11 protein-coding genes are annotated in these 12,881 nt (G+C 73.3%); 3 read left to right on the forward strand and 8 right to left on the reverse strand.

Annotated features, from left to right (window positions below; all coding sequences use genetic code 11):
- Positions 1-29: 29 nt before the first annotated feature.
- From R2D22_RS05180 to R2D22_RS05190, 3 genes are all read right to left on the reverse strand, one after another.
- A complete protein-coding gene (locus R2D22_RS05180; RefSeq protein WP_318101547.1) occupies positions 30-1,388 on the reverse strand; it encodes an MBL fold metallo-hydrolase in 1,359 nt (452 codons plus the stop codon).
- Between the two features lie 19 nt (positions 1,389-1,407).
- A complete protein-coding gene (locus R2D22_RS05185; protein WP_318101548.1) occupies positions 1,408-2,505 on the reverse strand; it encodes a molybdopterin-dependent oxidoreductase in 1,098 nt (365 codons plus the stop codon).
- A 232-nt stretch (positions 2,506-2,737) separates the two neighbouring features.
- Positions 2,738-3,289 carry a DoxX family protein gene (locus R2D22_RS05190; protein ID WP_318101549.1) on the reverse strand — a complete coding sequence of 184 codons (552 nt, stop codon included), beginning with the start codon at positions 3,287-3,289 and terminating at the stop codon, positions 2,738-2,740.
- A 179-nt stretch (positions 3,290-3,468) separates the two neighbouring features.
- Between R2D22_RS05190 and R2D22_RS05195 the strand changes: the two genes are divergently transcribed.
- Both R2D22_RS05195 and R2D22_RS05200 read left to right on the forward strand, forming a co-directional pair.
- The gene (locus R2D22_RS05195) at positions 3,469-4,848 is read left to right on the forward strand and encodes a dipeptidase (RefSeq protein WP_318101550.1); all 1,380 of its coding nucleotides are present in this window, start codon (positions 3,469-3,471) and stop codon (positions 4,846-4,848) included.
- Positions 4,849-4,855: 7 nt separating this feature from the next.
- A complete protein-coding gene (locus R2D22_RS05200; protein WP_318101551.1) occupies positions 4,856-5,467 on the forward strand; it encodes an HdeD family acid-resistance protein in 612 nt (203 codons plus the stop codon).
- A gap of 13 nt (positions 5,468-5,480) precedes the next feature.
- On the opposite strand, the gene R2D22_RS05205 is transcribed toward R2D22_RS05200, so the two are convergent.
- The 4 genes from R2D22_RS05205 to R2D22_RS05220 form a co-directional block, all read right to left on the reverse strand.
- Entirely contained in the window at positions 5,481-5,996 is a 516-nt protein-coding gene (locus R2D22_RS05205; RefSeq protein WP_318101552.1) for a hypothetical protein, read from the reverse strand.
- Complete coding sequence (locus R2D22_RS05210; protein WP_318101553.1) at positions 5,993-7,429, reverse strand: WGR domain-containing protein; 1,437 nt, start codon at positions 7,427-7,429, stop codon at positions 5,993-5,995. The genes R2D22_RS05205 and R2D22_RS05210 overlap by 4 nt, the downstream gene beginning before the upstream one ends.
- Before the next feature lie 51 nt (positions 7,430-7,480).
- Positions 7,481-9,031 carry a glycoside hydrolase family 71 protein gene (locus tag R2D22_RS05215; RefSeq protein ID WP_318101554.1) on the reverse strand — a complete coding sequence of 517 codons (1,551 nt, stop codon included), beginning with the start codon at positions 9,029-9,031 and terminating at the stop codon, positions 7,481-7,483.
- Between the two features lie 71 nt (positions 9,032-9,102).
- Positions 9,103-10,158, reverse strand: coding sequence for an LCP family protein (locus tag R2D22_RS05220; RefSeq protein WP_318101555.1), 1,056 nt, complete (start codon positions 10,156-10,158; stop codon positions 9,103-9,105).
- Positions 10,159-10,406: 248 nt separating this feature from the next.
- On the opposite strand from R2D22_RS05220, the gene R2D22_RS05225 reads away from it, so the two are divergent.
- Positions 10,407-11,885, forward strand: a complete 1,479-nt coding sequence (locus R2D22_RS05225; protein ID WP_318101556.1) for a sugar transferase — start codon at positions 10,407-10,409, stop codon at positions 11,883-11,885.
- 17 nt (positions 11,886-11,902) lie between these two features.
- Here R2D22_RS05225 and R2D22_RS05230 read toward each other — a convergent pair whose 3' ends face one another.
- A complete protein-coding gene (locus R2D22_RS05230) occupies positions 11,903-12,871 on the reverse strand; it encodes a GDP-L-fucose synthase family protein (RefSeq protein WP_318101557.1) in 969 nt (322 codons plus the stop codon).
- Positions 12,872-12,881 lie beyond the last annotated feature (10 nt).

Consider the following 12,881-nt stretch of genomic DNA (forward strand, 5'->3'; position numbering starts at 1 on the left):
CCGCACGGCCCCTCGTGGCCCCCGGCGGGTCACGCGGGGCGCGGCAGGCGGGCCACTCCGCCGCGGGTGACTGCGGTGACGCGGATCCCCGCCATGTCGAGCAGACTGGCCGCGATCGTGGCGCGGCGGCCACTGCCGCACACCGTCCAGATCTCCCGGTCGCGGGGCAGCTCACCGAGCCGCCGCGGCAGTTCCGCGAGCGGGATGCCGAGCGTGCCGGGCACCCCGCCCTCCGGGCGCTCGGGCCGTACGTCGAGGACGCGGGTGCGGTCGAGGCGGCCGGCCAGCTCGGCGGCGTCCGCGGTGCGGAAGGTGCGCACCGGGCGGCCGGCGGCGGCCCAGGTGTCCACGCCGCCCGGCAGGTGTCCCGCGATGTTCTCGAAGCCGATCCGCAGCAGCTGCCGCACGGCCTCGCCGGCGGCCTCCCCGGCCGGTTCCGGAAGGATCAGGACGAGCCGGGTGCCGAACGGCAGGACCTCGCCGACCAGGCTCGCGAACCGCTCGTCGAGCTCGTCGCAGATCGAGCCGGGCAGGTGGGCCTCCGCAAACGCGGCACGGTCGCGTCCGTCGACGATCCGCGCCCCGCCGCCGATCAGGCCCTCCACCATGGCCGGGGTCAGCGGCCGGAGCGCGGGCAGCCGGCCGAGGACGTCCGGTCCGTGCCGGTTGATCGGCGCCATGTGGTGGTAGTACGCGGGGTACGGCGGCAGGCCCTCGGTCCGCTCCACCACGAAGGCCTCCTCGTCGCGCACGCCCAGCGCGGGGTTCGTCCGCCGCTCCGCCCCGACGGTGGTGGTCCGCTCGCGCGAGAGCGGACCGGCCGCGCAGGAGCTGCCGGCTCCGTGGGTCGGGAGCACCCGGGTCGCGTCGGGCAGCAGCGCGAGCCGGCGCAGCGAGCGGTACTGGGCCCGGGCCAGCTCCTGGGTGCGGGCGTCGCCGGAGAGGTCGGTGCGGCCCGCGTTACCGACGAGCAGGCTGCCGCCGGTGCACACGGCGGCCACGTCCTCCGGGGCCTCCGCGTCGTCGAAGACCAGGTAGGAGGTGTGCTCGGCGGTGTGGCCGGGGGTCGCCATGGCCCGTACGGTCAGGTCGCCGAAGGCGATCTCGTCGTCCTCGGCCAGCGGCAGGTGGTCGAAGTCGTACGCGGCGCGGGCCGGGCCGGCGACCGTCGCCCCGGTCGCCGCGCGGACCTCCAGGGCGCCGGAGACGTAGTCGTTGTGCACGTGCGTCTCCAGGACGTACCGGATCCGCAGGCGCCTGCGGGCGCAGGACTCCATCAGGTCCCAGCTGTCGCGCTGCGGGTCGACGAGCGCGGCCTCGCCGCCGCTGGTGAGCAGGTAGCTGCTGTCGCCGAGCGAGTCGGTGGTCAGGATCTCGATCTCGTGCACGGCACCGGCCTCCTTCGCGTCACACCACGACGACCTCGACCGAGGCGACCTGGTTGCAGCCGTAGCCGTGCGCGTTCCAGGGGGCGCGGAGCGGCTGGCTTTCGCCGCTGTCGTCGGTCGCGCGGGCGATCAGCCGGTACGGGCCGGGCCGTTCCGGGGTCCACCTGCAGGACCAGCCGGTCCAGGCGTACGCGCCGGACGGCCGGTCGAGTTCCGCCCGGAGCCAGGGCGCCGCACCGGCGGTGGTGCCGGCCTCCAGGAGTTCGGCCCGTACGTCGACCCGGCGCACCGCCCTCCCGGCGCCGGACCAGGCCCGGCCGCGTACGAGGATCCCGCGGCCGCGGCGGAGGGCGGAGTCCGCTTCGGGCTCGGTGATCAGTGACTTGACGCGCAGGGTGGTGACCGGGCCGTCGGGGGTGCCGCGGGAGGCGACGTACACGTAGTCGTCCGCCTGGAAGACGCCGGTGAAGGGGCGGGTGACCGCCCGGGCCTCGACGAGCCACTTCACGTCGGCGACGGCGTAGCGGCCGGGGACGACGAGGCGGACCGGGGCGCCGTGCTCGGGTGCGAGGGGTTCGCCGTTCATGTGCGTGGCGAGCAGGGTGTCCGGGTGGAGGGCGGCGTCCAGCGGGAGGCTGCGCTCGAAGGCGACGGTGCGGCCGTGCACGCTGCCGGAGTCGGCACCGGCGAAGACGATCTCCACGGCGGCCGGGTCGATCCGGGCCCGGGACGCGAGGACGTGGAACGGCACGCCGGCGAAGTGCGCGCAGCCGACGGCCCGTTGGGTCCAGGGGACGCCGGGCGGGCGGGGCGTCATCAGGCTGCGTCCATTGCCCGCGCACTCGACGACGACGTCGAGTTCCCGGTGCGGCAGGGCGGCCAGTTCCCGGTGGCCGAGGGAGAACGGGGCGGCGACCGCGCCTTCGAGGCGCAGCCGCCAGGTGCGGGGTGTCGCCCGGGGGATGCCGAAGTGGTCGCGTACGAAGAGCGCCCCGGCGGGGGTGACGGGTTCGGCGAGCGCCGCGGTCGGGGTCTGGGCGTTGTACGGCTCGTCCGTGACCGTCTCGGGTGCCCAGGCCCTCGCCCCGGCCCCGGGCGAGATCGCTCCTGCGGTCATGACGGTACCTCCCGTCGGGCGCGCGGCGCGGGGCGGCGCGGGTTCCTTTCAGCGTACGCCGGGGACCCGCGGGCGGCCTGACGTGCGAGGACGCGCGGCGGGGGCCAGGAAGTGACGGGAGAGGACTACGGGGCCGAGGGGCGTCGGAGCCGGGGACGGGAGGGGCGTGGGAGCCGGGCCGGGACGGGTGTCGGAGCCAGGGGCGGGAAGAGCGTGGGAGCCGGGCCGGGTGTCACACCGACCCGGCCGCCTCCTCCGCCGCCTCCTGCTTCGCCTCTTCGTCCTCCTGCAGCTGCCGGCGGCCGACGACGGCCGCGGCCGCGAGGGCGCTGCCGAGGAAGGCCACGGCGACCACCCACGGCTGGTCGAGCACGTGGTCGGTGGCGTGGTCGAGAGAGAGGCGGCCCGCTCCGGTGACGCCGATCGCGGCGGCGGTGAAGCCGAGGAACGCGGGGTACTCGAAGCCGCCGCCCTGGGCGAAGAAGCCTGCCGGGGCGTGCACGGAGACCGCGCCGGCCATGGCGCCGGCCGCGGCGGCGCCGGCGGCCGGGGTGGCGAAGCCGAGGGCCAGCAGCGCGCCGCCGCCCGCCTCGCCGAGGCCGGCGGCGATGGCGCTCTCCTTGCCCGGCCGGAATCCCATGGCCTCCATCCCCTTGGCGGTGGCGTCCAGGCCGCCGCCGCCGAACCAGCCGAAGAGCTTCTGGGCGCCGTGCGCGGCGAGGACCGCGCCGGTGCCGACCCGCAGGACGAGCAGGCCGAGATCGCGTCTGTTGATGGTTCCCATGAGGGGTCTCCCAGTGTGGTGCGCGGGTGGGGGCTCGGGCTTCCACTCTCGCCGTGCGGGGGCCGCCGCGAGCGGTGCTGATACTCCATACGTGTCATGTTTTGCGGCGTTTGCCCTGTCTTGCTTTAGTGAGGTGGCTGTTGCCTGCTCGGGGATCGCCCGTAAGGAAGTGGGAATCCATGACCTCTGAGTCCACCGGGACCGCCGCTCTGCGCGAGGCCGTCCGGGCGCTGATGCCTCGGGCCAAGGCCGATCTGACGGAGCTGGTGGCGATGCGCTCGGTCGCCGACCCCCGCCAGTTCCCGCCCGAGGAGTGCGCGAAGGCGGCCGACTTCCTGGTCGGGGCCTTCACCGACGCGGGACTGCGGGACATGCGCCGGGTGACCACCCCGGACGGCACCGACGCGGTCGTTGGACACGCCCCGGGCCCGGAGGGCTCCCCCACCGTCCTGCTGTACTGCCACTACGACGTGCAGCCGCCGCTGGACGACGCCGCCTGGACGACACCGCCGTTCGAGCTGACCGAGCGCGACGGCCGCTGGTACGGACGGGGCACCGCGGACTGCAAGGGCAACATCGCCATGCATCTGACGGCGCTGCGGGCGCTGGGCGGCCAGGAGGGGCGGGGCTTCCCGGTACACATCAAGTTCGTGGCCGAGGGCTCCGAGGAGCAGGGCACCGGCGGTCTGGAGCGGCTGGTCCCGCAGCAGCCCGAACTCTTCGCGGCGGACACGCTGCTGATCTGCGACACCGGAAACTTCGCGCTCGGGCTGCCGACCGCGACGACCTCGCTCCGCGGCCTCGCCAACGCGGTCGTCACCGTCTCCACGCTGCGCGGCGAGATGCACTCCGGCATGTTCGGCGGCCCCGCCCCGGACGCGCTGGCGGCGCTGGTGCGGATCCTGGACAGCCTGCGCGACGAGCACGGCAACACCGCGATCAAGGGCCTGCCCGGGGACGGGAGCTGGGACGGCGTGGACTACCCGGCCGAGCAGTTCCGCACCGACGTCGGCGCCCTGGACGGCGTGTCGCTCGTCGGGACCGGCTCGGTCGCCGACGAGCTGTGGGCACGCCCCGCCGTGACCGTGCTCGGCATCGACTGCCCGCCGGTCGTCGGCTCGTCCGCCGCCGTTCAGGCGAAGGTCCGCGCCCGGGTCAGCCTCCGGGTGCCGCCGGGCACGGACGCCGAGAAGGCGCTCCAGGCGCTCACCGACCATCTGACCGGGGCGGCGCCGTGGGGCGCGAAGGTCGAGGTGGAGCCGGAGGGTTCGGGCCAGCCGTTCCGCGCGCGCACTGACGGACCTGCCTACCGCGCGCTCGGGAAGGCGATGAAGGAGGCGTACGGCAAGGACATGGTGCAGTCCGGCCAGGGCGGGTCCATCCCGCTCTGCAACGTCCTCGCCGCGCAGTTCCCGGACGCCGAGATCGCCCTGATCGGGGTGGAGGAACCGGGCTGCCTCATCCACGCGCCGAACGAGAGCGTGGATCCCTCGGAGATCGAGCACATGGCGCTGGCGGAGGCGCTGTTCCTCAGCACCTACGCCGACACGCGGAAGTGAGTGACCCATGACGCAGACACACGACAGACCCTCCTCGCCGTTCGGGGACTCGCCGACCGAGGGGCCGCTGGGCATGCTCGCCCGCAGTGCCTGGCAGTTCATGCTGTTCGCCGGCATCGCCACGCTGATCATCGGCGTCCTGGTCCTGGCGTGGCCGGACGAGACGCTGGTCGCCATCGGCGTGCTGTTCGGCCTCTACCTGCTGTTCAGCGGCGTGATGCAGCTGATCGCGGCGTTCGGCACGCACACGACCACCGCGCTGCGGGTGATGGCCTTCATCAGCGGCGCGCTATCGATCCTGCTGGGCCTGTTCTGCTTCCGCGGCGCGACGCAGTCGATCTTCCTGCTCGCGCTGTGGATCGGCATCGGCTGGCTGTTCCGCGGGATCATGGAGACCGTAGCGGCGATCTCCGACCCGGCGATGCCGGCCCGGGGCTGGCACATCTTCCTCGGCGTCGTCACCTTCCTGGCCGGCGTCGTGCTGATCGCCTCGCCACTGGAGTCCCTGTCCGTGCTCACCGTGCTCGGCGGCTGTTGGGCACTGGTGGTCGGCGTGGTGGAGATCGTCACCGCGCTCATGATCCGGTCCGGCGCGAAGGACCTGCCGACCGGCACCTGACCCGCCGTCCGCCTCACCGGAGGTCGGGGCCCACCGCCTCGACCTCCAGGAAGCGTCTCTTCCGCGGCCCCCGGTACAGCAGCGCCTCCCAGCCGAGCCGGCCGAGCACCGGCACGCAGGCGCCCAGCGCCTGCTCCTCCTCGTGGGCCGCGCCGCTGCCCGGCGCGCCCACCCACTCCACGACGACCGCCCCCGGACGGTCCCCTGCGGTCACCCGGTAGCCGGTGGCCGAACTCCCCCAGCCTTCGGCCGGGGGGACCCCCATCTCGCTTCGCTCGCCCGTCGCGGCGTCCACCGCCGAGGGCACGATCCCGGCGGCCTCCAGGGCGAGCGCGACGGCCCGGACCGGCTGTCTGCGCTCCCACTCGGCGGGGAGCGCCAGGGGATCGCCGCCCCGGTCGTTCGTCGCCCGCCGGATCTGCAGCAGCCCGTCGAAGGCCGCCCGTACGTCGCGGGAGCGCTGTTCGGCGTCCCCGCCACCGGGACGGGGCCCGTCGCCGGTGGCCGCCTCGAACGCCCCGGCGGTCACTGCAGCCGCCGGATGTCGCCGCGCACCCGGTAGAAGCCGCCGGCCGCCGCGTGCAGCGCGTCCACCGCGTACCGGGTCCCCGGCTCGCGGATCGCCCGCGGGAACTGGACGTTCCACGACGGCTCGTAGCCGTCGGAGACCACCCGCACCCGGACCCGTCCGCTCTCCTGCACGCACTCGACGACCACCGAGCCCGCCGGGGCCGCGGCCACGCTGACCACGGCCTCCGTCGTCGTCGCCGGCTCGTACGTCGGCAGCGCCGCCGCGAGCTTGACGTCCCGCGCCTCCGGGACGGTGCCCTCCTGGGCGGCGGCGATCGCCGCCTCGCTCGCGTCGACGCAGGCCAGCGAGCCGTCGGTGGTCACCAGGTAGAGCCGCTCGTCGCGGTACTGCATGGAGAGCGCCGAGCCGCCCCCGGTGCCGAGCTTCCACAGCCGGGTGCCGTCCGCGTCGAAGCAGTACACCGAGGAGGCGGCGTCCCCGGCGAAGACGAACCGGCCTCCGGGCGAGGTGGCGCACGAGTAGACCGCGGAGTCGCAGGCGTACACGGCCTCGACCCGGCCGTCGGCCTTCGCGAGCCGCTGCACCTTGCGGTGCGCGGTGCCCGCGTACACCGCGGTGTCCTCCTGCCAGCCGAAGAGCACCCCGCCCTGGGTGGGGGTGTGCCACAGCTCGCCGCCGCCGTCGGGCGCGTACGCCGTCACGCCGCGCTGGTGGCCGTGGTAGACCGCCTTGTCGTCGGCGCGGACCATCCAGGCGTGCTCGCCCTCGCTGCGGCGGGCCCACTGGTGCTCGTCCTCGTGGTCGATGACGGTGAGCCGGCCGGCCCGGTCGGCGACGTTCAGCACGCCCTCGTGGATGTCCAGCCAGAAGATGTCGACGTCGGCGGCGATGTCGTACGCGGCGAACGGCAGCTTCGAGGACAGGTCGTAGACCTTGCCGTCGTCGCAGCCGGCGTAGATCCAGAAGTCGTCGGCGACCAGGCACTTCACCCCGTCGGGCAGATTGAACCGGGCCCGGACCTCGCCGCCGTGGCTGAGCGTGTACACGTCCCCGGACTGGTTGCCGACCCAGCAGTGGTCGTCGTCGACGTGGATGCCGAAGGCCGACGAGCCGGTCCGGAACCGCCAGAGGACCGGCGCGACCGCGCGGGCGGTGGAGGGCGCCGAGACGACCTGGCGGCGGGTCACGGACCGGGCGGCCCGCTGCCCCTGCACCGCGGGTGCGTATCCCTTGCGGACCTTCTCCCCTATCTTCTTCGCCGCCGCGGCGCGCGCCTTCTCCTCGGTGGCGAAGGAGGACACCTGCGTCTGGCCGGCCGCGCCGATCCGTCCGTAACGGACCGACACCGTGGTGCCGTCCACCACCACTTCGTAGAACTTGTGCGCGCCGCCGTCGTCCTGCGACAGCTCGAGATAGGTCTTCGTCGTCATGGGGAAAACGGTAGGACCCCGCACTGACAACGCGAGCCGGCCCCGCGCCGGTCAGCGCTGGCTGCGCCCGCTGGTGACGGCGTAGTACTGCAGGTCCTGCCTGGCGACCCGGTCCCGCACCGGGTACCGCGAGGTGACCGAGGTCGTCGTCGTCCCGTCCCGTACGACGCGCGCGCCGCTCGTTCCGGTGCGCAGCGGCAGCAGCCGCGCGGACACCCCGGCCGGCGCCGGCCCGCCTGCCCGCTCGTCGCCGGTCCAGGTCTCCAGGGTCGCCGGGCCGGTCAGGAAGGCGAGCACCTCGACGGTGTCCCGGGGGGCGGCCGAGCCGTCCCGAGGCTCTGTCAGGAGGCTCTGGGTGCCGGTCGGCGGGCGGGCGGCGGCGAACTGGACGCGGGAGGTGAGGTAGAGCGTGTCCCGTTCGATCCTGGGCCAGCTGCCGGTCTTGAAGCGCGTCAGGTAGTACGACGTGAGGTCGAGGTAGGCGTAGCCGTTGTGCTGGGACGGCGCGAAGTGGCTGCCCTCCGAGTAGTCGTTCCAGGTGGTGAGCTGCACCCAGTCGGCTCGGTTGTCGATGGCCTCGCCCCAACTCGCGCGCAGTGTTTCGGTGTTGCCCGCCTCGTCGTAGACGCCCTGGTTGGGCCGGGCGTCCTGGACGGAAACCGGCTGCATCCAGATCTTGCCGAGCCGATGCGCCCGGCGGGTGGCGTCCTCCGATCCGGACTGGGTGCTGTAACTGCGGCTGCCCCACTCGGAGAAGCCGTGGCTGATCGGTGCGAACCGCTCGGCGTTCGCGGCGAAGTCGAGGAAGAGCGGGACGAGGGCGGTGCGGATGCCGTGCTCGCGCTCCAGCGCCGCCGTCGTGCGCTGCCACCAGTCGGGGCTCTGCGCCTCGGCCTTGAACGGGGAGACCACCAGGCGTCCGTCGGCCAGCCGGTGGGCCGAGCGGTGCCGGGCGAGCCGGGCGAGGGCGTCCGCGAGCGCGTCGGGGCTCGTCTCCAGGGAGGTCATGTCGGGCATGAGCACGATCCGGAAGCCGGGGTCCTCGGCGTCGGCGGCGCGCAGCAGGTTCTCGACGCGCTCCGCGTTGCGTCCGGTCAGCGACAGGATGTCGAGGGTGAACCCGTCGAGTCCGGCGTCCCGTGCGGTGCTGATCTCCTGGCGCAGATGGGCGAGTTCCCAGTCGCCGGACTCGCGCGGGGCGGGCAGCGGACGGTCGCGGAGGAGTCCGCCGTACGCGCTGTGTTTGCCCTTCTCACCCTGCGGGGTCAGGTAGTTGCGGGCATAGTAGTCGCGTTCCGGCGGCTCGTTGTCGAGGGAGAGCGGGTAGGGCGTGAAGTAGTGCGCGAAGACCGGCTTGCCGGAGTCGCGCAGGACCCGGGTGGACGGCAGGTCGAAGGGCAGGGCGGTGCTGTACTCGGCGGGCCGCTCGGCGGTGGGCCGGTCCGCGCCGCCGGCCGTGCGGACCGCGTCGGCCATGCCGCTGCCGACCCAGGCGCCGAGCGCGAGGACACCGAGCACGAGGCCGGGCAGCAGACGGCGCCGGCGCGGCGACCGGTGGGAGGTGCGGCGCCCCTGCGAGGCGCCGGCGCGGGTGTCCGTCATGGCGGTAGTACAACCGATGTCCGGCGCCGGAACAACAACCGTCCGCGGTGCGGCGGATGACCGGCGCGGGCCTAGCGGGTACCGCTTCCGAGCCGGTCGACGGAGTGACCGGCCACGTAGTCGTCCATCGTGTCGTTCCGCATGGCGGTCCACAATTCGGCCGACTTCTTCCGGTCGACGAGGACCACCGACTGCCCCTTGATCATGTCGGTGCCGGTGACGGGGGCGTTCATGAAGACCATGCGGCCGGGCCGGACCTCGCGGTTGCTCCACAGCAGGTCGCGCAGGTCGGAGTCGCTGAGCCGGTCGTCGACGCTGACGCTGGCGGTGAGGTCGTCGAGCAGCTCGGTGGCCTTGACCGGGTTGGTCAGGTTGCGCGGGGTCATCGCCTTGGCCAACACGGCGCGCAGGAAGTTCTGCTGACGGTGCGTCCGGTCGAGGTCGCCGCGGGCGAGGCTCTTGCGCTCGCGCACGTACCGCAGGCCCTGTTCGCCGTTCATGTGCCGGACCTCGCCGTCGACGGTGAGGTCGACGCCGCCGACCGAGTCGGTGAGGTTCTTGAAGCCGTCCCAGTCGATGACCGCGAGGTGGTCGATCCGCACGTTGGTGAACCGCTGCACGGTGTCGATGAGCAGCGGCGGACCGCCCCAGGAGAAGGCCGCGTTGAGCTTGGCGTCGCCGTGTCCGGGGACGGGGACCCAGGAGTCGCGGGGCAGTGAGACGACGTAGGCGTTGGAGTGGTCCGCGGGCAGGTGGACCAGCATCATCGTGTCGCTGCGCTGGGCCCCGTACTTCCAGGACGGGGCCTTGGCGTCGCGTCCGGTGGTCGGCAGGTCCGAGCGGCTGTCGACGCCGACGAGCAGGAAGGTCAGCCCGCCCTTGCCCGGCGCGGGCTGCTTCGCGTCGGGGACCTGGGTCGGGAAGGCGCCCGGGATGCGTTCGACCTTGCCGGTGTAGTGGTCGACGGCCCACCAGCCGGCCCCGGCGGCCATCAGCACGCCGGCGCCCAGCAGCGCGACCGCGCCGAGGAGCACTCTGCCCGGCCGGACCCGACGGCGCGGCCGCGGCGTGGCGTCCGCCACATCCGGCGTGTCCTGCGCCGTGTCCGTCGCTTCCCCCTGATGCACTCGAGACCCCTCCCAGCGTGCCGGTTCACGTGCGAAAAGCGTGAACACGACAGAAGTATCATGCGTTTGACCGCCCCCACACGGGCTCTCGTGTCACGAGATGAACACACCATCACCCTGTCACGTCTTTCGTGTAAACAGCAGACGAGGTACGTGCGTTTGTCGTACTGTTCCGCGTTGCGACACTTGTTCATCGATCCGGGGGTCGATGGGCGGTACGCGAGAGTCGACACGTGCCGGGGGGGTACATGTGGCATGCCCGTACAGCTGAGACCACAGCTGGGGGAAGAACCGGATCGCGGACGTGGACCGTCCATCCGCATCCGCGCGGCAAGACCGAGTGGTATCTGCCGTTCGCGCTGACCACGGACGTGGCGGGCGTCGCCCTGCCCACCGCGCTGCTGCTGCACACCGACCACCAGCCGTACGCGACCGTGTGGGCCGCCGCCGCGGCGGCCGCGTGGGTGTCGGTGCGGGCCCTGCGGCACCGGTACGCCGCCCGCGCGCTCGGGGAGTCGCGCGGCAGCCTCCCGGTGCTGCACGACTGGCTGATCCTGATCGGCGTGCTCGCCGTGTTGCGTGCGGCGGCCGATCTGCACCACCCGCCACTGCTCTGCCTGGCCGCGCTGCTGCCGGCCCCCGTACTGACCCTGATCTGCCGCAAACTGACATGGCATCACCTCGTCGCGGCGCGACGCGAGGCGCAGGTCGTCACCCGCGTCCTGGTCCTCGGCGAGCCCACCGCCGCCGGTGACGTCGCGGAGCACCTGTCGGGGCGTACGGACCATCCGTACGTCGTCGTCGGCGTCGTCGCGATCGGCGAGGGCCCGGCGCCGACCGGAGCGCCGGTCACCGCCCGGCTCGGCCTGAGCGCGCCGCAGGACGTCGACGGCGACGCCCGCGAAGTCCTCGCAGCCGCCCGGCAGTTGCGGGCCGACTTCGTGCTCGTCGCGCCAGGCACCCGGATGACCGGGCCGCGGCTGCGCCGGTTGGCCTGGGGACTGCACGACTCGGGGACCGAACTCGCCCTGGCCCCGGGCCTGGTGGAGTGTGCGGTCAAGCGGATCGAGACCGTGTCGGCGGCCGGCATGGCGCTGCTGCGGGTCGTCCCGCCGGTCCGCAACGGCGTGCAGCAGGCGCTCAAGTCGGTCATGGACCGGGCCGGCGCCGCGCTCGGCCTGCTCGTCCTGTCGCCGCTGTTCCTCGGGATCGGCGCGGCGGTACGGCTCACCTCGCCGGGGCCGGTGTTCTACCGGCAGGTGCGGATCGGCCAGGACCAGGCGCCGTTCATGATGTGGAAGTTCCGCACGATGTTCCTCGACGCGGACGCCCGCAAGGAGGAGCTGACGCAGTCCAACGAACACGACGGGCTGATGTTCAAGATGCGCCGGGACCCGCGGGTGACCCGCGTGGGCCGGCTGCTCCGGCGCACCTCGATGGACGAACTCCCGCAGCTGATCAACGTGTTGTGCGGGGCGATGTCGCTGGTCGGGCCGCGTCCGCCGCTGCCGGAGGAGGTCGCCCGGTACGACGACGTGGAGCTGCGCAGGCTCTCCGTGCGGCCCGGCATGACCGGCCTCTGGCAGATCAGCGGCCGCTCGGACCTGTCCTGGGACGAGACGGTCGAGCTCGACCTGCACTATGTCGACAACTGGTCGTTCACCAGCGACATCGACGTGATGGCCCGTACGTTCCGCGCCGTCGTCGACGGTCGCGGAGCGTACTGACGGGCCGCCGCATGACGTCAGCCCTGTTCCCGCCACCAGGCGTAGGTGGACGCGATCCCGTCGCGCAGCGCGATGCCCGGCTTCCAGCCCAGGGAGGCCAGCCGGGTCACGTCGAGCAACTTGCGCGGGGTCCCGTCCGGCTTGCTGGTGTCCCAGGCCAGGCGGCCCTCGAAACCGGTCACCTCCGCGACGGTCTCGGCGAGTTCACGGATCGTCAGGTCCTCGCCGCAGCCGATGTTGACCGGCTCGTCGCCGTCGTAGGACCGCAGCAGCACGGCGCAGGCCGCGGCCAGGTCGTCCACGTGCAGGAACTCCCGGCGCGGGGTGCCCGAGCCCCAGAGCGTGATCTCGTCGAGGCCGGCCTCGCGGGCCTCGTGGAAGCGCCGGACGAGGGCCGGCAGGACGTGCGAGGTCTCCAGGTCGAAGTTGTCGCCCGGGCCGTAGAGGTTGGTCGGCATCGCGGAGATGTAGGCCGCGCCGTACTGCTTCCGGTACGACTGGACCTGCACGATGCCGGCGATCTTCGCGAGCGCGTAGGCCTCGTTCGTCGGCTCCAGCGGGCCGGTCAGCAGCGCGTCCTCACCGATCGGCTGCGGCGCGAGCTTGGGGTAGATGCAGGACGACCCCAGGAACAGCAGCCGTCCGACACCGGCGGCGTGCGCGCCCGCGATCACACTGAGCTGGATCCGGAGGTTCTCCTCCAGGAACTGCACGGGGTAGGTGCTGTTGGCCATGATGCCGCCGACCTTCGCGGCGGCCAGCACCACCGCGTCCGGCCGGGTCTCGCGCAGGAACGCGGCGGTGCCCGCCGTGTCCGTCAGGTCGAGCTCGGCGCGGGTGCGGGTGAGCACCTCGTGCCCGTCCGCGGTGAGCCTCCGGGCGACCGCCGAGCCCACCAGGCCGCGGTGGCCCGCGACGAAGATGCGGGCCCGCTCGGGCAGGTACGACGTCGATGCGCTCGTCGATTCAGTCATGGCCCGGATCATGCCAGGCCAT

The sequence above is a fragment of the Streptomyces sp. HUAS YS2 genome (genome assembly GCF_033343995.1).
GTDB classification, from domain to species: Bacteria; Actinomycetota; Actinomycetes; order Streptomycetales; family Streptomycetaceae; genus Streptomyces; species Streptomyces solicathayae.

Bases quoted from the DNA above. Each gene is read 5' to 3' on its own strand.
- R2D22_RS05225 (WP_318101556.1), top strand. From the start codon at position 10,407: ATGTGGCATGCCCGTACAGCTGAGACCACAGCTGGGGGAAGAACCGGA.
- R2D22_RS05200 (WP_318101551.1), top strand. From the start codon at position 4,856: ATGACGCAGACACACGACAGACCCTCCTCGCCGTTCGGGGACTCGCCG.
- R2D22_RS05210 (WP_318101553.1), bottom strand. From the start codon at position 7,429: ATGACGACGAAGACCTATCTCGAGCTGTCGCAGGACGACGGCGGCGCG.
- R2D22_RS05185 (WP_318101548.1), bottom strand. From the start codon at position 2,505: ATGACCGCAGGAGCGATCTCGCCCGGGGCCGGGGCGAGGGCCTGGGCA.
- R2D22_RS05190 (WP_318101549.1), bottom strand. From the start codon at position 3,289: ATGGGAACCATCAACAGACGCGATCTCGGCCTGCTCGTCCTGCGGGTC.
- R2D22_RS05215 (WP_318101554.1), bottom strand. From the start codon at position 9,031: ATGACGGACACCCGCGCCGGCGCCTCGCAGGGGCGCCGCACCTCCCAC.
- R2D22_RS05230 (WP_318101557.1), bottom strand. From the start codon at position 12,871: ATGATCCGGGCCATGACTGAATCGACGAGCGCATCGACGTCGTACCTG.
- R2D22_RS05195 (WP_318101550.1), top strand. From the start codon at position 3,469: ATGACCTCTGAGTCCACCGGGACCGCCGCTCTGCGCGAGGCCGTCCGG.